Annotated in this window: 20 protein-coding genes and 1 other RNA gene; 14 read left to right on the top strand and 7 right to left on the bottom strand. The window is 61.2% G+C overall.

Going from position 1 to position 19,109, the window contains the following annotated elements:
* Positions 1 to 78: 78 nt before the first annotated feature.
* The 5 genes from ACXAH0_RS05905 to ACXAH0_RS05885 form a co-directional block, all read right to left on the bottom strand.
* On the bottom strand, positions 79 to 909 hold the full coding sequence (locus ACXAH0_RS05905; protein ID WP_475173650.1) for a TIGR00282 family metallophosphoesterase: 831 nt from the start codon (positions 907 to 909) through the stop codon (positions 79 to 81).
* A 14-nt stretch (positions 910 to 923) separates the two neighbouring features.
* Positions 924 to 1,502, bottom strand: a complete 579-nt coding sequence (locus ACXAH0_RS05900) for a 5-formyltetrahydrofolate cyclo-ligase (protein WP_475189694.1) — start codon at positions 1,500 to 1,502, stop codon at positions 924 to 926.
* A gap of 102 nt (positions 1,503 to 1,604) precedes the next feature.
* Positions 1,605 to 1,759, bottom strand: a non-coding RNA gene (gene ssrS, locus ACXAH0_RS05895) — 6S RNA.
* Positions 1,760 to 1,831: 72 nt separating this feature from the next.
* Positions 1,832 to 2,212: a cell division protein ZapA gene (locus ACXAH0_RS05890; protein WP_475173645.1), complete on the bottom strand. Its 381-nt coding sequence runs from the start codon at positions 2,210 to 2,212 to the stop codon at positions 1,832 to 1,834.
* A 21-nt stretch (positions 2,213 to 2,233) separates the two neighbouring features.
* Positions 2,234 to 2,530, bottom strand: coding sequence for a DUF4164 domain-containing protein (locus ACXAH0_RS05885; RefSeq protein ID WP_475173643.1), 297 nt, complete (start codon positions 2,528 to 2,530; stop codon positions 2,234 to 2,236).
* A 417-nt stretch (positions 2,531 to 2,947) separates the two neighbouring features.
* On the opposite strand from ACXAH0_RS05885, the gene tkt reads away from it, so the two are divergent.
* From tkt to ACXAH0_RS05820, 13 genes are all read left to right on the top strand, one after another.
* Positions 2,948 to 4,936, top strand: coding sequence for a transketolase (gene tkt, locus ACXAH0_RS05880; protein WP_475189693.1), 1,989 nt, complete (start codon positions 2,948 to 2,950; stop codon positions 4,934 to 4,936).
* Between the two features lie 142 nt (positions 4,937 to 5,078).
* Positions 5,079 to 6,089 carry a type I glyceraldehyde-3-phosphate dehydrogenase gene (gene gap, locus ACXAH0_RS05875; RefSeq protein ID WP_475173639.1) on the top strand — a complete coding sequence of 337 codons (1,011 nt, stop codon included), beginning with the start codon at positions 5,079 to 5,081 and terminating at the stop codon, positions 6,087 to 6,089.
* A gap of 103 nt (positions 6,090 to 6,192) precedes the next feature.
* Entirely contained in the window at positions 6,193 to 6,816 is a 624-nt protein-coding gene (locus tag ACXAH0_RS05870) for a LysE family translocator (RefSeq protein ID WP_475189692.1), read from the top strand.
* A gap of 13 nt (positions 6,817 to 6,829) precedes the next feature.
* Positions 6,830 to 8,023 carry a phosphoglycerate kinase gene (locus ACXAH0_RS05865; RefSeq protein ID WP_475173634.1) on the top strand — a complete coding sequence of 398 codons (1,194 nt, stop codon included), beginning with the start codon at positions 6,830 to 6,832 and terminating at the stop codon, positions 8,021 to 8,023.
* 34 nt (positions 8,024 to 8,057) lie between these two features.
* Positions 8,058 to 8,426, top strand: a complete 369-nt coding sequence (locus tag ACXAH0_RS05860; protein ID WP_475173632.1) for a VOC family protein — start codon at positions 8,058 to 8,060, stop codon at positions 8,424 to 8,426.
* A 241-nt stretch (positions 8,427 to 8,667) separates the two neighbouring features.
* Positions 8,668 to 9,735 (top strand): class II fructose-bisphosphate aldolase, encoded by a 1,068-nt coding sequence (fba, locus tag ACXAH0_RS05855; RefSeq protein ID WP_475173629.1) that lies wholly within the window; start codon positions 8,668 to 8,670, stop codon positions 9,733 to 9,735.
* 120 nt (positions 9,736 to 9,855) lie between these two features.
* Positions 9,856 to 10,497, top strand: a complete 642-nt coding sequence (locus ACXAH0_RS05850) for a thiamine phosphate synthase (RefSeq protein ID WP_475173626.1) — start codon at positions 9,856 to 9,858, stop codon at positions 10,495 to 10,497.
* A gap of 41 nt (positions 10,498 to 10,538) precedes the next feature.
* Positions 10,539 to 11,729, top strand: a complete 1,191-nt coding sequence (locus ACXAH0_RS05845; protein WP_475189690.1) for a tetratricopeptide repeat protein — start codon at positions 10,539 to 10,541, stop codon at positions 11,727 to 11,729.
* 247 nt (positions 11,730 to 11,976) lie between these two features.
* Positions 11,977 to 12,540 carry an elongation factor P gene (gene efp / locus ACXAH0_RS05840; protein ID WP_094074798.1) on the top strand — a complete coding sequence of 188 codons (564 nt, stop codon included), beginning with the start codon at positions 11,977 to 11,979 and terminating at the stop codon, positions 12,538 to 12,540.
* A gap of 69 nt (positions 12,541 to 12,609) precedes the next feature.
* Entirely contained in the window at positions 12,610 to 13,410 is an 801-nt protein-coding gene (locus ACXAH0_RS05835; RefSeq protein WP_475173620.1) for an inositol monophosphatase family protein, read from the top strand.
* 246 nt (positions 13,411 to 13,656) lie between these two features.
* Positions 13,657 to 14,646 (top strand): OmpH family outer membrane protein, encoded by a 990-nt coding sequence (locus ACXAH0_RS05830; RefSeq protein ID WP_475189688.1) that lies wholly within the window; start codon positions 13,657 to 13,659, stop codon positions 14,644 to 14,646.
* A gap of 34 nt (positions 14,647 to 14,680) precedes the next feature.
* A complete protein-coding gene (locus tag ACXAH0_RS05825; RefSeq protein ID WP_475173615.1) occupies positions 14,681 to 15,715 on the top strand; it encodes a peptidoglycan -binding protein in 1,035 nt (344 codons plus the stop codon).
* Positions 15,716 to 15,783: 68 nt separating this feature from the next.
* Positions 15,784 to 16,467, top strand: coding sequence for a M50 family metallopeptidase (locus ACXAH0_RS05820; RefSeq protein WP_475173613.1), 684 nt, complete (start codon positions 15,784 to 15,786; stop codon positions 16,465 to 16,467).
* A gap of 152 nt (positions 16,468 to 16,619) precedes the next feature.
* Here ACXAH0_RS05820 and ACXAH0_RS05815 read toward each other — a convergent pair whose 3' ends face one another.
* Together ACXAH0_RS05815 and ACXAH0_RS05810 are read right to left on the bottom strand one after the other, a co-directional pair.
* Positions 16,620 to 17,387, bottom strand: coding sequence for a DUF1013 domain-containing protein (locus tag ACXAH0_RS05815; protein WP_475173612.1), 768 nt, complete (start codon positions 17,385 to 17,387; stop codon positions 16,620 to 16,622).
* Between the two features lie 186 nt (positions 17,388 to 17,573).
* The gene (locus ACXAH0_RS05810; RefSeq protein WP_475189686.1) at positions 17,574 to 18,578 is read right to left on the bottom strand and encodes an NAD(P)H-quinone oxidoreductase; all 1,005 of its coding nucleotides are present in this window, start codon (positions 18,576 to 18,578) and stop codon (positions 17,574 to 17,576) included.
* Positions 18,579 to 18,727: 149 nt separating this feature from the next.
* Between ACXAH0_RS05810 and ACXAH0_RS05805 the strand changes: the two genes are divergently transcribed.
* Positions 18,728 to 18,922: a DUF1192 domain-containing protein gene (locus ACXAH0_RS05805; protein WP_475189683.1), complete on the top strand. Its 195-nt coding sequence runs from the start codon at positions 18,728 to 18,730 to the stop codon at positions 18,920 to 18,922.
* Positions 18,923 to 19,109: the final 187 nt, after the last annotated feature.

Below are 19,109 nucleotides of genomic sequence, written 5' to 3'. Positions count from 1 at the left end.
ATGATCTTGATGAAAACTGCGCTGCTTATAGGCAAGTTAGCCGCGAAAATCCAGCTTGGTCACGCCGGCTGGCGCAGATCAACGGGCCGCCCCCCAAAAGGACGGCAGCACCGGCTCCAGCCGCCCGCCGATCCGGACCGGGGCGATCCGGGTTGCCAGACCCGTGCGCTCGTCCGTTTCAATCGCCACACCGCTGATGGTGGCAGCCCCTGACGCCGGGCTGAAGCGCCCGCCGGGGATCTTGCGCTGGAACCGGTTCACCGGCTCGTCCTTTTCCATGCCCAGAACACTGTCATAGGCCCCGCACATGCCCGCATCAGACATATAGCCGGTGCCGTGTTCCAGGATCTGGTGATCGGCGGTCGGCACATGGGTATGGGTGCCCACAACAAGGCTCACCCGGCCGTCCAGAAAGTGGCCCAAGGCCTGTTTCTCGCTGGTGGCTTCCGCATGCATGTCGACAATGATCGCATCGGCCACGTCACCGAGCGGGCACTCGTTCACAGCCGCATCAATCGCCGCAAACGGATCATCGAGCGCGTCCATGAACACGCGGCCCATCACATTGGCGACCATGACCCGGGCGCCATTGCGCGCCGTGAACAGATGCGCCCCGCGCCCCGGTGTTCCTTTGGGAAAATTCAGCGGACGCAGCAGCCGGTCCTGCCGTTCGATATAGACCAGCGTGTCGCGCTGGTCCCAGACATGGTTTCCGGTCGTCACCACATCGGCGCCCGCATCCAGCACGTCCTGAAGGATCGCTTCGGTAATGCCAAAACCGGAGGCCGCGTTCTCGCCATTCACAATCACGAAGTCGAGGCCGTTCGCCTCCACAAGAGCGGGCAGTTCCTCGGTCACTGCGGTGCGTCCTGTCCGGCCCACCAGATCGCCCAGAAACAAAATACGCATTCTTCCTCGCCCGGTCAGCCAAACGGCCGGTAGCCGTTTTCGGTCAAAATTCCGTCCAAAGGCCTGTCATGCGCTTCTGCAGGCACCTGGTCAACCTCCTGAATGGAAAAGGCAAGCCCGATGCACAGGAGAGGCCCCTCCCGCTCCAGCGCCGCAAGAGCCGTATCGTAATGCCCCTTGCCATAGCCGATCCGGTTGCCCGTCCCGTCAAATCCCGCCAGCGGCATGAGGACAACATCCGGCCGCACGGCCTCCGCCTCAGGCCCCGGGCCCATGGTGCCGAACCCGGCCTCTACCAGCTCCGCGCCGCGTTCCAGCGTTCTGAACAGAAGATGCGGCTCGGCAACAACCGGCAGGCACAGGCGATGCCCGGTCCGGCGCAGAAGATCAAGAAGCGGCCTGGGATCGATCTCGTCCCGGATCGGCCAGAACCCGGCAACACACGCCCCGTCCGGAAGCGGCAGGCTGTTGCCATGACCGGCAAGCTGCAAGCTCTTTTCAATACGCTCCACCTCCTCCATGGCCCTGCGGCGGGCCAGCACCTGCTTGCGCAGCCGGTCTTTGTGAAGGGCTTGGGCGGAACGGTCGCTCATGGGTCTTTTTAAAACAGAAGGTGAGTGTTCAAAGAGAGGTTTTTCAAGAGGCCGGGAACGGGCCGCCTATACGGGCCCGGCAAAATTGCCTGCCGGAAATGAAGCGCAGCCGTCCGACCGTTGGAAGTGCAATCCCGGGAAACCTACAATGTAGGTGGGCGCCGTATGCAACAGACCACGGTCCGAAGCAGGGACAGCTCCCGAAGGAATGCGTAAGGCCCCGGGGATAATGTTCCTGACGCACCGGGCAGCCGCCCTTCGCATATAAACCGGTGGACCGGCAATTACCAGAGCGGCGTCAAAAATGAGCCGGACTTTGGGCAGACCAATCAGGCCGTTTCGGACGGGCGCAGGCTCTTGGTCAGGCCGTCGGCGAGGCTTTCGATCCGGGTTGCTGCCGTGTTGACTGCCCGGGCCAGTTCCTCTTCGGTCTGGCTCATGTCGTCAAGGGCTGCAACCTGCTGTTGGCGGGCATCGGCCAGCTGGGCTTCCAGGGCCTGAACCTTGCGCTCCAGTTCCGACAACTGGTCGGTGGCCATGATACCGGCCATCACAGTCAACCTCTGATCGCCGATTTCGCCGAAAGCCCCTTTCAGTTCCGTGATCCAGCCGTCGAATCGGGAGGCCAATCCCTGCAGACGGTCTTCCTCCCCGTCGTCGCATGCCATGCGGAAGGATTTGCCATTGATCGTGACTGTTATCTGCGCCATTGCGGTCCCATTCTCCCGGCCTCAGCCTCCATGCGCATCCAGAACGCTGCGGATCGTTTCCATGGCTGTGACAAGTCTGCGGGACACATCCTTGTTGGCCTCTTCCAGGCGGTCTGCCCGTGCCTGGCTTTCATCAAGCGAAGCCGCCAGTTGCGACCGGTCTTCGCCAAGCCGCTGAAGATCATCTTGAAGGGAATTCAAGGACCTGTCCGCATCCATCCGCCGCTGAACCGCAGTTTCCAGATTTCCGACGGCAGCGTCCAACCGCTTTACGGCATCAGCAAGGCTGGTTTTTTCTATGCAGTCGATTTCCGCCATTATTTTAAGTCGTCCTGCCCATTTTTTGCGGCGGCCCGCTTATAAATTCCAAACTCCGAAACTGGTGGTCCGGCACCTGTGGCACAACACGCGCTGAAGTATCTTCCTGCCGCCCCGCCCGGCACGCATGTTTCAGCGAAAAAGCAAACCTCTATCAGTATTACGAGCTTAGGCATCGCACATTCTCCCCGTCAATGGCACCCTTGGCAGAATCCTCAACTCTATGCCTTGCGGCCGGTTGTTTTTCTTTCAGCCTCCGGCAGCCGCAGCTTTATTGACTTGGGGACCGTTCCTGATATTTGTCTGGCGCCTGAGCGTCACCGGCCCCGCCGGTCATGAGCCAAGACACCAGATTTTGCGCCTTGCCGGACGATTTGCCCCGGTAAAGATGCGTCCTATGCGAGCAACGGGAAGACGATGACCGATCTTGAAAAACACCAGCGCATGGCAAATGCGATCCGCTTTCTTGCCATTGATGCCGTGGAGAAGGCGAAATCCGGTCATCCCGGACTGCCCATGGGTGCAGCCGATATTGCGACGGTCCTATTCACCGAATTTCTGAAATTCGACCCGACCGCCCCGGCCTGGGCCGACCGGGACCGCTTTGTCCTGTCTGCGGGCCACGGCTCCATGCTGCTCTACAGCCTGTTGTATCTGCTGGGCTATGAAGATTTCACCCTGGACGAATTGAAGAATTTCCGCCAGCTCGGCGCGCGCACCGCCGGCCACCCGGAATTCGGCCATGGCGCAGGCATTGAAACCACAACCGGCCCGCTCGGCCAGGGCCTCGGCAACGCCGTCGGTATGGCCATTGCCGAGCGCCTGCAGGCGGACCGGTTCGGCGCGGATCTGGTCGATCACTACACTTACGTACTGGCCGGCGACGGCTGCCTGATGGAAGGCATCAGCCAGGAAGCCCTGACGCTGGCTGGCCACCTGAAACTGAACAAGCTGATCGTGATCTGGGACGACAACGGCATTTCCATTGATGGCCGGGTCGAGATCACCGACAGCACCAACCAGCAGGCCCGCTTCGCCGCGTCCGGCTGGCAGACCATCGACGTGGACGGCCATGATCCGGAAGCCATTGCCGCTGCGATCCGCCAGGCTCAGGCCAGCGACAGCCCGACGCTGATTGCGGCCAAGACCACCATCGGTTTCGGCGCCCCCAGCAAGGCTGGCACCGCCAAGGTCCACGGCGCCCCGCTGGGCGCAGACGAAATCACAGGCACCCGGGACGCTCTCAACTGGCCGCATGCGCCGTTTGAGGTTCCCAGCGACATTCTGGACGCCTGGCGCATTGCCGGGCTGCGCTCCGCCCAGGCTCACAAGGACTGGCAGAAGCGCTTTGCCGAGACGGAGGCCGAAACCCGGGCCGAATTCGAACGCCGCAACCGGGGCGACCTGCCTGCAGGCTTCACCCAGGCAGTGCTGGACTACAAGAAACAGCTTGCCGAAGACCAGCCCACCATGGCGACCCGCAAGGCCTCCGAAGCTGTGTTGACTGTGATCAACGGCGTTGTTCCGGAAACCATTGGCGGCTCGGCGGACCTGACCGGGTCCAACAACACCAAGACCCCGCAAACGGCGCCGGTCACCCCGGACGATTTCTCCGGCCGGTATATCCACTACGGCATTCGCGAACACGGCATGGCCGCCGCGATGAACGGCATGGCGCTTCACGGCGGCATGATCCCCTATTCTGGCGGTTTCCTGATCTTCTCCGACTATTGCCGCCCCTCCATCCGCCTGGCGGCGCTGATGAAACAGCGTGTCATCCATGTGATGACCCACGATTCCATCGGCCTTGGCGAAGATGGCCCGACCCACCAGCCGGTAGAGCATTTCGCCGCCCTGCGCGCGATCCCGGACCTGACCTTCTTCCGTCCAGCTGACGTTACCGAAACGCTGGAATGCTGGCAGCTGTCCCTGGAAAACCGTGACGGCCCATCCGTTCTGGCCCTCACCCGCCAGAACCTGCCGTCCGTGCGCCCGTCCTATGAGGAGCAGAACCAGTGCGCCAAGGGTGCCTATGTTCTGGTAGACAGCGACGAGGACGACGCCGTCACGCTGTTTGCCTCAGGCTCCGAAGTCGAGATCGCGCTGGAAGCCCACAAGGAACTGACGGAAGCCGGCACACCGGTCCGCGTCGTGTCCGTGCCCTCATTCGAACTCTTCGAAGCCCAGTCGGATGACTATAAGGAAGCCGTCATCGGCACCGGCCCGGTCAAGGTGGCCATCGAAGCAGGCATCCGCATGGGCTGGGACCGGTTCATCGGCAATGACGGCATCTTTGTCGGCATGACCGGGTTTGGCGCCAGCGCGCCCTACAAGGCTCTTTACGAACATTTCGGCATCACCAGCGGCGCGGTTGTCGCGGCTGTGAAAGCCAAACTGGACATTTAATCAAAATCAATTCCCGGCGGCTGCCTTTCCTCCATAAGCTGCCGGGGCCCGGGCACAGATGTGCTCTTTATCGCAGCCACCTTTCAGGTGGCCGACCAATGGGCGCCGGATTTCAGGCGGCGCCAGAGTGCGGGAGTGGAAAATGGTAACCAAGGTAGCAATCAACGGGTTTGGCCGCATCGGCCGGAATGTTCTGCGGGCAATCGTGGAGAGCGGCCGCACCGACATTGAAGTCGTTGCAATCAACGATCTCGGACCGGTTGAAACCAATGCGCATCTGCTTCGCTACGATTCCGTCCACGGCCGGTTCCCGGCAGAGGTTTCTGTTGACGGCGACACCATTTCCGTTGGCGGCGGCAAGCCCATTAAGGTGACCGCGATCCGCGACCCGAAGGATCTGCCCTGGGGCGAGCTGGGCGTTGAAGTCGCCCTGGAATGCACCGGCATCTTCACCGCCAAAGAGAAGGCGTCCCTTCATCTGGAAGCCGGCGCCAAGCGCGTTCTGGTCTCCGCTCCGGCCGCTGGCGCCGACAAAACCATTGTCTATGGCGTCAACCATGACAGCCTAACCGCCGAAGACCTGGTCGTCTCCAACGCTTCCTGCACCACCAACTGCCTGTCACCGGTTGCCTATGTGCTCAACGAAGCCGTCGGCATCGAAAAAGGCTTCATGACCACGATCCACTCCTATACGGGCGATCAGCCGACCCTGGACACCATGCACAAGGACCTCTACCGGGCCCGGGCCGCTGCCATGTCCATGATCCCGACCTCCACCGGCGCTGCAAAAGCCGTGGGCCTTGTACTGCCGGAGCTGAACGGCAAGCTGGATGGCGTTGCGATCCGCGTTCCGACCCCGAATGTGTCCGTTGTAGACCTCAACTTCATCGCCAAGCGCGACACGACGGCCGAGGAAATCAACGCTGCGATCCGCGAAGCTGCCGATGGCAAGCTGAAGGGCATTCTGGGCTACACCGACGACAAGCTGGTCTCCATGGACTTCAACCATGACAGCCACTCCTCCGTCTTCCACATGGACCAGACCAAGGTTCTGGACGGCACCTTTGTGCGCATCCTGTCCTGGTACGACAATGAATGGGGCTTCTCCAACCGCATGGCCGACACCGCCATTGCCATGGCAAAGCTGATCTGATCCATGACGCGGATGTGCGGACATCCCCGTTAAGACCCGACCTTGGGGCGGATGCGGAACCTGCGCATCCGCCTTTTCTGTGTGCCTGCCAGCGGAGCTTTCCTTGCTCGAACTTCTGACCGTTATCTCCCTCACTATTGTTGTTGCCATCGTGCCCGGCCCGGATTTTGCCGTCGTTTTGAGAAATGCCCTGATCGGTGGCCGTCTTGCCGGAATCATGACCGCCCTCGGCATTGCGCTGGCCCTCGGCGTTCACGTGACCTACGCTCTGGCAGGCATCGGCCTGATCGTCTCCCAGTCGATCTTTCTCTTCAATGCGCTGAAACTGATCGGCGCCGCCTATCTGATCTTTCTTGGCGTTACCATGTACCGCAGTGCCTCCAAAGAAATGCCGGCAGACACTAAGCTGGCAGGCATGCCGCCGCTGAAGGCCCTGCGCTGGGGCTTTTTCACGAATGTGACCAATCCCAAGGCCACCATGTTCGCGCTCAGCGTGTTTCTGCAGGTCACCTCCCATGAAACCCCGCTCTGGACCCAGATCGGCTACGGGGTGATCATGGCCAGCGGCGTCTTTTTGTGGTTTGTTCTGGTCACCCTGTTTTTCACGCTTCCGTCGGTCCGTCTTCAGTTCACCCGCGCCAAGATGTGGCTTGAACGGTCCTTCGGCATTTTGCTGACCCTGTTCGGCATCGGCATTGCCGTCACCACCAATTCGACCCGTCCCTGACACAGGTGCCCCCATGACTTTCAAAACTCTCGACGATCTTTCCGACCTCACCGGCAAGCGCGTTCTGGTGCGTGTCGACCTGAATGTGCCGATGGAAGACGGCAAGGTCAGCGACACGACCCGCATCGAGCGGGTTCTGCCGACCTTGAGCGAGCTGTCCGGCAAGGGCGCCAAGGTGGTTCTTCTGGCCCATTTCGGCCGTCCCAAGGGCGAGCGCGTGGCCGGCATGTCTCTGGCTCCGGTCGCGCCCGCCGTAGCCCAGTTGCTCGGCAAACCGGTCGCCTTTGCCAATGACTGCATCGGCCAGCCTGCCGCAGACGCCGTTGCAGCGATGGCGGACGGGGACGTGCTGCTGCTGGAAAACAGCCGCTACCACAAGGGCGAGGAACAGAACGATCCGGAGTTCGCCAAGGCCTTGGCCGCAAATGGCGACCTTTATGTGAACGATGCCTTTTCCGCAGCTCACCGGGCGCACGGCTCGACCGAAGGCCTGGCGCGGCTTTTGCCCGCCTATGCCGGGCGCACCATGCAGGCGGAACTGGAGGCCCTGAGCTCCGCCCTCGGAGCGCCGGTCCGGCCCGTCGTGGCCGTGGTCGGCGGTGCGAAAGTGTCTTCCAAGATCGATCTTCTGGAAAATCTGGTGTCCAAGGTCGACATGCTGGTGATTGGCGGCGGCATGGCCAACACCTTCCTGGCGGCCGAAGGCATTGACGTGGGCAAATCCCTTTGCGAACACGATCTTGCCGATACGGCCAAGCGGATCATGGCAGCCGCCAAGGCTGCGAACTGCAAGATCCTGCTGCCGGAAGACTGTGTTGTGGCCAAGGAATTCAAGGCCGACCCGGACACCAGCGTGACACCGCACACCGGCATTCCTGCCGACGGTATGGTGCTGGATGCGGGCCCGGTTGCCATTGACGCCATCAAGGCCGCCTTTGCCGATGCCAAGACCCTGGTCTGGAACGGCCCGCTCGGGGCATTCGAGCTGACCCCGTTCGACAAGGCCACGGTTGAAACCGCCCGATATGCGGCGGAACTGACCAAGGCCGGCAAGCTGAACTCCGTGGCTGGCGGCGGCGATACGGTCGCGGCCCTCAATCATGCCGGTGCAGCCGCCAGCTTCTCCTACGTGTCCACCGCAGGCGGGGCTTTCCTGGAATGGCTGGAGGGCAAGGACCTGCCCGGCGTGAAAGCCCTTGAGGCCTGACCCCGCCACAAAAGACCCCAAAAAGGAGGAGATCATGCAGCGCTGCTTTGCCAACATCCTGACCGAAGAGGTGGCTGTCACTGCCGCCTTTTACGAAGAGCTTCTGGGATTGCAGCCCGCCTTCTCCTCAGACTGGTTCGTCAATCTGGTGGATCCCGAAACACCCGGACTGGAACTGGGAATCCTGCGCCAGTCCGCCGACAGTGTGCCCGCGAGGGCACAGCGGGCCCCTGCCGGGGTCATCCTGACCTTTGTGGTCGACAATTGCGATGCGGTTTATGAGCGCGCTCTGGCCGCCAAGGCCAATATCGTGGAAGCGCCGCGCGAAATGCCCTATGGCCAGAGGCGAATGGTGCTGCGCGATCCGGCGGGAACCTTTATCGACATCAGTTCGCCCGTTTGAGACACCTGGCGCCGCCACAGGGTCCGGCCTGTGCCCTTGTGGCGGATTAATTTGCGAACCAAATTAATTCTCTTCGGAAAATTTCCCGCAGGTGCTTGTAGTTTAATTGATTTAAGCGCTCGCCACGCTCTTTCCATCACCGAAAATCTTGTTAGAACGACGGAGCTTGACGCATCGTTCGTCCCGTTTGCACTTTTTCACCAACGAGCGGCGCACGGAACCGGACTCAGGGAGTTAATTGATGGCTCGTATTACCCTTCGCCAGTTGCTTGATCACGCCGCCGAGAATGACTACGGCGTCCCGGCCTTCAATATCAACAATATGGAACAGGCCCTTGCGATCATGGCGGCGGCGGATCAGACCGACAGCCCGGTGATCATCCAGGCCTCCCGCGGGGCCCGCGCCTATGCCCATGACGTGATGCTGAAACACATGATGGACGCGGTGGTGGAGATCTACCCCCATATTCCGGTCTGCGTGCATCTGGACCACGGCAATGCACCCCAGACCTGCATGACCGCAATCCAGGCCGGGTTCACCTCGGTCATGATGGACGGATCCCTGGAAGCGGACGGCAAGACCCCGGCGGATTGGGTCTATAATGTAGACGTCACCAAGACCGTGACCGACATGGCCCATCTCGGCGGCATTTCCGTAGAAGGGGAACTCGGCGTGCTCGGCTCCCTTGAAACCGGCATGGGCGACAAGGAAGACGGCCATGGCGCGGAGGGCAAGCTGAGCCACGACCAGCTTCTGACCGACCCGGAAGAAGCCGTCAAATTCGTTCAGGAAACCAAGGTCGACGCGCTTGCCATTGCCATGGGCACCAGTCACGGCGCCTACAAGTTTACCCGCAAGCCGGACGGCGAGATCCTGGCGATGCACGTGATTGAGGAAATCCACCGCCGCCTGCCGGACACCCATCTGGTGATGCACGGCTCGTCCTCCGTACCGCAGGACCTTCAGGACATCATCAACCAATATGGCGGCGAGATGCCCCAGACCTGGGGCGTGCCGGTGGAGGAAATCCAGCGCGGCATCAAGAACGGCGTGCGCAAGATCAATATCGACACAGACAACCGCATGGCCCTGACCGGCCAGATCCGCAAGGTTCTGAGCGAAAATCCGGGCGAATTCGATCCGCGCAAATACCTGAAACCGGCCCGCGAAGCCATGCAGAAACTGTGTGTTGAACGGCTGGAAGCCTTCAACACCGCCGGACAAGCCTCCAAGATCGCGAAGATCGCCACCCTGTCCGACATGGCGGCGCGCTATCAAAATGGCAGCCTCGACCCGAAAATCGGCTGACCGCCCGGGCAAAACACGAAATCGCGCATTTTGTTGAAAGAGGGGCCTTGCGTCCCTCTTTTGCCGTCTTTAGGGACAAGAACCCGTAACTGGAACTTTGCCTGTCAGGACCGTGACCCCGTGAACCGCCCGCGCCTCTTTCTTGTGACCCCGCCCCAATTCGACGCTGCGGAGCTTGCCGTCCGGCTTGAAAACGCCTTTTCGGGCGGCGATATCGCCTGCGTGATGATCTATATGCCCGGGGCGGCCACCAAGGATGTTCAACAGGCGGCGGACATCCTCGTGCCCATCATTCAAAAAGGCGGGGCTGCGGCCATCGTCTACCGGGACACCCAGGCAGCAGGCCGCAGCGGCGCCGACGGCGTTCATGTGGACACCTCCCTGGACGACCTGAAACTGGCCGTGGACAGCTTTCAGCCAGAGCGGATTGTGGGCACCGGCGGCACCAAGCTCAAACATGATGCCATGGAATGGGCCGAGACTGGGGTCGACTATATTTTCTTCGGCAAACTGGACCTTGCCGAAAAGGAAACGGCCCACGACAAGACCCTGACCAGCGCCGCCTGGTGGGCAGAGCTGTTTGAGACCCCCTGTGTGGCGCTGGCCGGCAACACGCTGGACACCCTGGCCGATGTCGCCGCCACCGGCGCTGACTTTGTTGCGCTGAAAGAGGCCGTCTGGCAAGCGGGCGCCGACAGCCGCGCCATTGTTGAACAGGCCAACACCATTTTGGATGCCCACCCTTTCCCTGACGTGGATTGAACACAGGAGACGGCGCCTTGAAGACTGCGGGAGACGCACTGATGCAGACCGGGAGCAGCCGGTCCTGCCAGGACCAAAGCGCCGCTGCCAACGGATCCAAGGCCGCCTTTGCGGCCGCAGTCCTGCTTGCGCTGACCTCCCTGCCCGTCCAGGCAGAAGACCCGGCCCCCAAGGCCGCCCAGCCTGCAGACGCTGCGGCCGAAAGCGGAGTGGCAGCCGAGGCTGACACCGGATCTGCAGCAGCCCCGCCGCAAGAGGGCGAGGACCGCCCGAAACACGCGCTGATCGATGTCACCACCAAGGACAGAACCCTTTACAGCATTGTCGATGCCGGGCCGCCGGATCTGGAAAAAGGCGAGACCGCCAATGCCGCAACCGCCTATAGCGCGTTCCAGCGGGGCTGGTATCTGACCGCCGTTGGCATTGCCACTCCGCTGGCGGAAAAAGGCGACATGGCCGCCCAGGCCCTGCTCGGCGTGATGCATGAGGAAGGGCTTGGCATCCGCAAGGATATGGCCAAGGCGGCGGACTGGTACAGTCTGGCCGCAGCGGCCGGGGACACGGGCTCCGCCCTGCAGCTGGCCCAGCTTTATCTGCTGGGGGCCGGGGTCAAGGAAGACAAGGCCAAGGCGGCAGACCTCTTCGAACAGGCTGCCAAGGCGGGCAATGCCTCTGCACTTTACAATCTGGCCCTGCTTTATCAGGAAGGCGCCGGACGCCCGTTTGACGAGAAGAAAGCCCGGGAACTGCTGGAAGAGGCAGCCCAGAAAAACGACCCGGAAGCACAATATGCGCTGGGCCTGTCCTATCTGGAATCCCAGACCGGCCTCAACGATCCCAGCAAGGGCGCCTTCTGGCTCGGACGCGCCGCCCGGCGCGGCAATGTGTCCGCGCAAGTTTATTACGCGATCCTGCGGTTCCAGGGCAAAGGCGTGGAACCGAATGAACAGGAAGCCGCCGACTGGTTCGAGCGGGCGGCCATGGCGGGCAATCCGGTGGCCATGAACCGGCTGGCCAGGATCTATGCCTATGGCCGGGGCCGCGAACAGAATTTTGCCGCCGCTGCGGCCTGGCACCTGACGGCCCGCGCCCTCGGCGTTCCCGATTTCAAGCTCGACCGGATCGTGGAAACCCTGGATGACACCACCTTGTCAATCGCCCGCCAGCAGGCGGAGCGGTATTCGGCAACCCTGATGCCGCCCACTGAGGACCCGGCGAAGTCCTCCCCTTAAGGCTCTGTTTGTGGGCCGCCCGAAGAGCTCCGGTGCCTCCGTAGTTTCCGCAAAGGCGCTGGTGCCGCTGCGAGGCAAAGGCGGCGCAAACGCCCCTGCCCCGGCCGAACATGAAGAGAACATGCCTTTTTTCCTTGAAACCGCCCCGCTTTTGTGGTGGACAGGCGCGAGCAAATTCTGGCGCCCTTGCCGAAGGCCGGGGACCGCGCTGCTTCAGATCCTAACAATTGATAAAGTCGGTCGTTCCATGAAAATCAACGGTAACGAAATCAAGCCCGGTAACGTGCTTCAGCATCAGGACACCCTCTGGGCCGTGGTCAAGGTCCAGCACGTGAAACCGGGCAAAGGCGGCGCCTTCGCGCAGGTCGAAATGAAAAACCTGCTGGATGGCCGCAAGCTCAACGAGCGCTTCCGCTCTGAAGACAAGGTCGAGCGCGTCCGGCTGGAACAGAAGGACTTCCAATATCTTTACACCCAGGACGACATGCTGATTTTCATGGACACGGAAACCTATGAGCAGCTGGAACTTCAGTCCGATTTCGTTGGCGACCGCGCGGCCTTCCTGCAGGATGGCATGATGGTGACGGTGGAGCTCCATGAAGAGCGCCCGATCGGCATCACCCTGCCACAGCATGTTACGCTGGAAATCAGCGAGGCGGATGCGGTGGTGAAGGGGCAGACCCAGTCGTCCTCCTACAAACCCGCCCTGATGGAAAACGGTGTCCGCGTGATGGTGCCGCCGTTCATCACCGCCGGTGAAAAGATCATCGTCGACACCGGCACCCTGGAATATGTCCGCCGCGCGGACTGATTTTCCGGCACGATCCCTATCAAATGGCGCGCCCGCAAGCGGGCAGCGCCCAAAAACAAGTGACACGCAATGGCCCGCACAGCACTCCTCAACGTTATGGTTCAAGCCGCCATCAAGGCCGGGCGCAGCCTGGTCCGCGATTTCGGCGAAGTGGAAAATCTCCAGGTGTCCCGCAAGGGGCCGGGGGATTTTGTGTCCGCCGCCGACCGCAAGGCGGAGGAGATCCTGCGCGCTGAGCTGAGCAAGGCCCGCCCGACATATGGTCTGGTGATGGAAGAAAGCGGCGAAGTGGACGGGACGGACGGCCAGCACCGCTGGCACATCGACCCCCTCGACGGCACCACCAACTTTCTGCACGGCATTCCGATATTCGCCACCTCCATTGCACTGGAACGGGCGGGCGAGATCGTGGCCGGGGTGATCTTCAATCCCGTGATGGACGAGCTTTACACCGCCGAGCGTGGCCGGGGCGCCTTCCTCAATGACCGCCGCCTGCGAGTGGCGGGCCGTATGGAACTGCCGGAAATGCTGTTCGGAACCGGCCTGCCCTTCATCGGCCGGGGCGACCATGGCAGGGCCCTGCGCGAACTGCGCTATATCATGCCGGAAGTCTCCGGCATCCGCCGCAACGGCGCTGCTTCCCTGGATCTCGCCTGGACCGCCTCCGGGCGTCTCGACGCCTATTGGGAGCACAATCTGAATTCCTGGGACATCGCTGCGGGGCTTTTGATGGTACGCGAGGCCGGCGGCTTCGTCAGTGACCTTCAGGGCAAGAACAAGATGCTGGAGAGCGGCGATGTGGTTGTCGGCAACGAATTCGCCCACAAACACCTGCTGCGCCTTTTGAAACAGGCTGAAGCCGCGTCTTGAGCCCCCTCTCGACCCGGGGACACACTACCGGGCCCTCTGAAAACGGCACGTCCCTTCCATGAGGCCGCCGTTTTTGGAGCAACAACCGCGCCTCACCCGTTGCCTTGCAACAGGTCAGCCGTTATCGGGCCTTCTTTTCCCGCTTTTCAGATTTAATTGCCTTTCCGCCTTAATTCGAGGTTTTCAAGGTATTAAAAATCACGCTATCAAGGAATTACCTCTTTAAAAGGTGATTGATAGCGCAATATGGCCCGTGAATTTGATCCTTACAGTTTGTCCAGCCCGAAGGCCTACCTGACGTTCATGATCATCTTTCTGGTGATCGTTGCCTTCATCGCTTTCATCCTGTTTCCGCAAATCTCCACTGCCTTCATGAGCAATCCAGGCCTGAACGGCCTGATTGTGTTTGTCGGCGGCTTCGGAATTCTGCTCCTGTTCGGCAGGGTGATCCGCCTGTTTCCGGAAATCTCCTGGGTGAACAGTTTCCGGATCGGCGACCCCGCCCTCGACACACGCTCGCCGGTGCTGCTCGCACCGATGGCCGCATTGTTGGGCAACAAGTCCGGAAATATGGCGCTGACGCCGACAACGGCACGCTCCATCCTTGATTCCATCGGCATGCGCCTGGAGGAATCGCGGGAAATGTCCCGCTATCTCACCGGTCTGCTGGTGTTTCTGGGCCTTCTCGGCACATTTTGGGGCCTGTTGCAGACCGTCAGCTCCGTCGGGGCGACCATCCAGTCCCTTGATGTGGGCTCGGGCGATGCCAATGTGATTTTCGAAGATCTGAAAGCCGGGCTTGAAGCGCCCCTGTCCGGCATGGGCACCGCCTTTTCGTCCTCCCTATTCGGCCTGACCGGATCCCTGGTGCTCGGTTTTCTCGACCTTCAGGCGGGCCAGGCCCAGAACCGGTTCTACAATGAGCTGGAAGACTGGCTGTCCACCGTCACCGATATTGACCCGGAAGACGGGGTGTTCAGTTCGCCCGATTCTCCTGGCGTTGAACAGATCCAGGCCTCCATTCAGGCCCTCCAGCAAAGCCTTGAGGACAGTGGCAGCAAAAACGCCACCCAGGCCATGGCCAATCTGGCCGAAGGCATTCAGGGACTTGTCAAACATGTGCGCTCCGAACAGCAGATGATGCGCGACTGGGCGGAAGCCCAGGGCGAACAGCAAAAGCGGATCGAGGGTCTTTTGAGCTCTATTGCCGCCGCCTTTGACCGCGCCAAGGAGTGACACCGTGACACCAGCAAAGCCGGGAGCACAGTAAATGGCCGCAGGACTGCGGGGCCGCCGCCGCGCCCAGCAAACGGATTACTGGCCCGGCTTCGTGGACGCGATGGCAACGCTGCTGCTCGTCATCATCTTTCTGCTGTCGATCTTCATGATCGCCCAGTTCTTCCTGTCCCAGCAGTTGTCCGGGCGGGACACGGTGCTGAACCGCCTGAACGCCCAGATCAGTGAACTGACCGAACTTCTGGCCCTGGAACGGGCCAGTTCCGGGGAGCTGGAAGACACGATCCTCGGGCTGCAGGCCAGCCTGTCGGATGCCCAGGCGGAGCAGACGCGCCTGCAGGGGCTTCTGGACAGCAGCTCCGGTGAGGCGGATGCCGCCGGCGGCCGGGCGGCCCGGCTGGAGAACCTTCTGGACGACGAAAAACAGGTCAGTCAGGAAGCCCTTGCCCAGGTGGAGCTGCTCAACCAGCAGATCTCCGCCCTGCGCCGCCAGATCGCCGCTGCCAATGCGGCCCTGGAAGCCTCCGAAGCCAAGGAGGCGGAAAGCCAGGCCAAGATCGCCAGCCTCGGCAAACGGCTCAATGCGGCCCTGGTCCAGCGGGTTCAGGAACTCTCCCGTTACCGGTCGGACTTTTTCGGGCGCCTGCGCGAAATCCTGTCCCAACGCTCCGATATTTCAGTGGTGGGCGACCGCTTTGTGTTCCAGTCCGAAGTCCTGTTTGATTCCGGTTCGGAAGACATCAACCCGGCCGGACGCCAGGAGCTGGACAAGCTGGCCGACGCCATTCAGGAGCTGAGCGGCCAAATCCCGGATGAAATCAACTGGGTCCTGCGGGTGGACGGCCACACCGATGCCCGGCCCCTGTCCGGCACCGGGCGCTTGCGCAACAACTGGGAACTGTCGGCGGCCCGGGCCATTTCCGTCGTGCGCTACCTGATTGAACGGGGTGTTGACCCCAAACGCCTGGTCGCAGCCGGGTTCGGCGAGTTCCAGCCGCTGGAGGCGGGCGATAGTCCGGAAGCACTTGCCAAGAACCGGCGCATCGAATTGAAGCTCACGGAACGCTGAGGGCGTCCGGAAAAACCTCCCGGGCCCTGGTCAGCAGCGCCGAATAAACAGGAGCGAAAGCGGTTCCCGTGCCCTTTCTAAAAGGCCATTGGCAGCTGATTGCGGTCACTTTGCTGCTGTTTGTGCTGTGGCCAACACCGGTCGCCCTGCCGCTCAAGATTCTCATCGTCTTTCTGCACGAACTGGCCCACGCCCTTGTTACCCTTTTGACCGGTGGATCGGTCGTGGATCTGTCCCTGACAATCCATGAGGGCGGGCATGTGCTCTCGCGCGGCGGCAACCGTTTTCTGATCCTTTCGGCCGGCTATCTCGGATCGCTGGTCATCGGTCTCGCCCTTCTTGTGATTGCCCTGCGCACGGAGGCCGACCGCTCTGCGCTGGCAGCCCTTGGCGGCCTGACCCTTGTGGTGACCGTGCTGTATGTCCGTGACCTCTTTGCCCTGATCTTTTGCGCCGCCACGGGGCTTGCCATGCTGGCCACGGCCCGCTACCTGAGCCGCCCTATCAATGACATGGTGCTGCGGGTCATCGGCCTCTCGAGCGTTCTCTACGTCCCCTATGACATCTTCGATGACACCATCCGCCGGTCCGGTGCGCGTTCCGACGCGGCCATGCTGGCGGAGGAATTCGGCGGCCCCACCCTGTTCTGGGGCGGCCTCTGGCTGATCTTGAGCCTTGTGGCTATTGCCGCCTGCCTGCGCTTCGGGCTCGGGCCCAGCAGCAATCTGAACATCAAGACAAAACGCAGGTAATTCCCCGCGTCCAGACAGCAAAGCGCCGCCCTCTGGAACCAGACGACGGCGCTTCTGTTGCTTTAAATTCAAGAGCCTCGGACGATAAGTCTGCACGATGCTCAAATGTAAATCACGCTTCGATGGATTTGTCTTTTGCAGGCAAAAGACGCTTATTTGAACGCCGCGTCCGGGTCCTCGCTCACCACATCTTCGGGTTCTTCGGCATCATCCGCTGCGTCCTCTTTCAGCGAATTAAGCTTGGCAAACACGGCGTCGGCGTCGATTTCCTCTTCCTCCTCACGCTGGACCGGCTGAGTCGGGTCGAGCGAGAAGGCAGCCGCAATGGCGTCTTCGCTGGTGCTGTCTTCCACCGGCATCAGGGTCTGCACCGGTTCGCCTGCTATCGGCTGCGGAGCGTTCTTCGCCGCCTTTTCCACTTCCATGTCCAGCTCAAGCTGGCTGCACAGGCCGAGCGTGACCGGATCGGACGGGGTCAGGTTGGCCGAATTCCAGTGGGTGCGGTCACGGATGGCGGCAATGGTCGGCTTGGTGGTGCCGACAAGGCGCATGATCTGCGCGTCTTTCATTTCCGGGTGGTTGCGCACCAGCCACAGGATCGCGTTCGGGCGGTCCTGACGGCGGGACACCGGCGTATAGCGCGGCCCCTTGCGCTTGGCTTCCGGTACCACCACCTTGGAGCCCTGCAGTTTGAGCTGGTAATTCGGATCGTTCTGAGCCTTTTCGACTTCTTCGCGCGTCAGCTGGCCGGTCAGGATCGGGTCGAGACCCTTGATGCCCTGGGCTGCTTCCCCATCCGCAATCGCCTTGACCTCCAGCGGGTGCAATTTGCAGAAGGATGCGATCTGAGTGAAGCTCAGAGCCGTGTTGTCCACGAGCCAGACGGCGGTGGCCTTCGGCATAAGCGGCGTGTTCGCCATCAGATAAATTCCTCTCGTGTGCTCCCCCGCCCGTCAGGGCGAAAAAGCGGTGTTCCATTTCTATTTCATGGGAAGTGGCGCGAATATAGGCCGAAACCTGCGGAAAGGCAAATCCGCTTCGCGCCCCCGCCCGGGCCCGCACAGCGCGGTGAAAGCGCCCGCCCCCGCCCCGCCGGTCATCCGGACTTAATCCCCGGTTGTCAAAACGATTTTTCCAATGTGGCCGGAGCTTTCCATGCGCCGGTGCGCTTCGGCTGCCTGCTCCAGCGGAAAGGTGGAGTCCAGGACCGGCTTCACCTTGCCCGATTCGATCAGCGGCCAGACCTTGGCTTCAAGGCTTTCCGCAATCGCTGTCTTGAAGGCATCGCTGCGCGGGCGCAGGGTTGAGCCCGTATGTACAAGCCGCTTCACCATGAGCCGGGAGAAATTGACGTTTTCAGAAACCCCGTTCAGCGTTGCAAGCTGACAGATACGCCCCTCCACGGCCGCGGCTTTCCAGTTCCGTTCCACATAGTCGCCCCCCACCATATCGAGGATCACGTCGACCCCTTTCCCGTCCGTGATCTCCAGAATACGTTTTTCAAACCTCTCTTTCCGGTAGTTGATCACATGATCGGCCCCTAGTGCCTTGACCGCCTCCGCCTTGTCTTCCGAGCCGACAGTGGTGAAAACCTCTGCCCCGAAGACCTTGGCCAGCTGGATGGCGGTTGTGCCGATCCCCGATGTGCCGCCGTGAACCAGAAAACGTTCGCCCGCGCTCAAGCCGCTCCGGTCAAAGACATTGGTCCAGACGGTGAAGAACGTTTCCGGGAGCGCTGCCGCCTCGATCAGGGACAGGCCTGCGGGAACCGGCAGTGCGTGCCCCTCCGGCATCTTGCAATAGGTGGCGTAGCCTCCCCCAGGGGTCAAAGCCGTCACCAGGTCCCCTGGCGCATAGCGGGTCACATGCGCCCCGCAGGCCACAACTTCCCCCGCCGCCTCAAGGCCCGGCAGATCGGACGCCCCGGCCGGAGGCGGATAGGCCCCTTTGCGCTGAAGCACATCCGGCCGGTTCACCCCGGCCGCCGCCACGCGGATCAAAATCTCCTCCGGCCCCAGGTCCGGCAGGGGCCGGATTTCCGGTTTCAAGACCTCCGGCCCCCCCGGTTCGGAAATCGCAAGTGCGGTCATGGTATCCGGCAGGTTTTGCATGGAGAGACATTCCTATGGTTCATTTTGGGACGGTCAGGCCCGCTCGCGCCTGATTTATGGTTAAGATATGGGCTGGTTTCCGAAAAGAAACCTTGCCATGGAAGGACACTTCGGTAGAGATGGGGTGTCACGCTTCAGGGAACGAGACAATGGGTCTTTTTGACGAAGATGTCCCCAAAAAATCCGGACCTGCAAAAATCAGCGTCGGAGACGATCTGTCGAGCCTGTCGGAAAACGAGCTTTCTGAACGGATCGCCGCCCTTGAAGCGGAAATTAACCGTACGCAGCAGGAACTGAAACAACGCAGCACTATTCGCGATGCAGCCAATTCCATTTTTAAATGAAGCCTTGTAAGTTGTTACATATTTTCTGAAAATCTACGTAAACTCCTTTTAACTTTCATGCTTCAAGTGGGTAAAATTTTACCTGTTTACCTACTGTTAATCTTTCCAAAGTATAAATGACCTCATCCAGACATCTGGATGTGAGTGGCTCCTGTCCACTCTGTTTGACGCCTCCCTGTTAAAGACT

The sequence above is a fragment of the Roseibium sp. AWQ4_290 genome (genome assembly GCF_056160985.1).
The sequence above is the reverse complement of the archived record's forward strand: the minus strand, read 5'-3'. Positions and strand labels throughout refer to the sequence as shown.

Coding starts and splice junctions, on each gene's coding strand:
- ACXAH0_RS05905 (WP_475173650.1), bottom strand. CDS start 909: ATGCGTATTTTGTTTCTGGGCGATCTGGTGGGCCGGACAGGACGCACC.
- ACXAH0_RS05900 (WP_475189694.1), bottom strand. CDS start 1,502: ATGAGCGACCGTTCCGCCCAAGCCCTTCACAAAGACCGGCTGCGCAAG.
- ACXAH0_RS05890 (WP_475173645.1), bottom strand. CDS start 2,212: ATGGCGCAGATAACAGTCACGATCAATGGCAAATCCTTCCGCATGGCA.
- ACXAH0_RS05885 (WP_475173643.1), bottom strand. CDS start 2,530: ATGGCGGAAATCGACTGCATAGAAAAAACCAGCCTTGCTGATGCCGTA.
- tkt (WP_475189693.1), top strand. CDS start 2,948: ATGACCGATCTTGAAAAACACCAGCGCATGGCAAATGCGATCCGCTTT.
- gap (WP_475173639.1), top strand. CDS start 5,079: ATGGTAACCAAGGTAGCAATCAACGGGTTTGGCCGCATCGGCCGGAAT.
- ACXAH0_RS05865 (WP_475173634.1), top strand. CDS start 6,830: ATGACTTTCAAAACTCTCGACGATCTTTCCGACCTCACCGGCAAGCGC.
- ACXAH0_RS05860 (WP_475173632.1), top strand. CDS start 8,058: ATGCAGCGCTGCTTTGCCAACATCCTGACCGAAGAGGTGGCTGTCACT.
- fba (WP_475173629.1), top strand. CDS start 8,668: ATGGCTCGTATTACCCTTCGCCAGTTGCTTGATCACGCCGCCGAGAAT.
- ACXAH0_RS05845 (WP_475189690.1), top strand. CDS start 10,539: ATGCAGACCGGGAGCAGCCGGTCCTGCCAGGACCAAAGCGCCGCTGCC.
- efp (WP_094074798.1), top strand. CDS start 11,977: ATGAAAATCAACGGTAACGAAATCAAGCCCGGTAACGTGCTTCAGCAT.
- ACXAH0_RS05835 (WP_475173620.1), top strand. CDS start 12,610: ATGGCCCGCACAGCACTCCTCAACGTTATGGTTCAAGCCGCCATCAAG.
- ACXAH0_RS05830 (WP_475189688.1), top strand. CDS start 13,657: ATGGCCCGTGAATTTGATCCTTACAGTTTGTCCAGCCCGAAGGCCTAC.
- ACXAH0_RS05825 (WP_475173615.1), top strand. CDS start 14,681: ATGGCCGCAGGACTGCGGGGCCGCCGCCGCGCCCAGCAAACGGATTAC.
- ACXAH0_RS05815 (WP_475173612.1), bottom strand. CDS start 17,387: ATGGCGAACACGCCGCTTATGCCGAAGGCCACCGCCGTCTGGCTCGTG.
- ACXAH0_RS05810 (WP_475189686.1), bottom strand. CDS start 18,578: ATGCAAAACCTGCCGGATACCATGACCGCACTTGCGATTTCCGAACCG.
- ACXAH0_RS05805 (WP_475189683.1), top strand. CDS start 18,728: ATGGGTCTTTTTGACGAAGATGTCCCCAAAAAATCCGGACCTGCAAAA.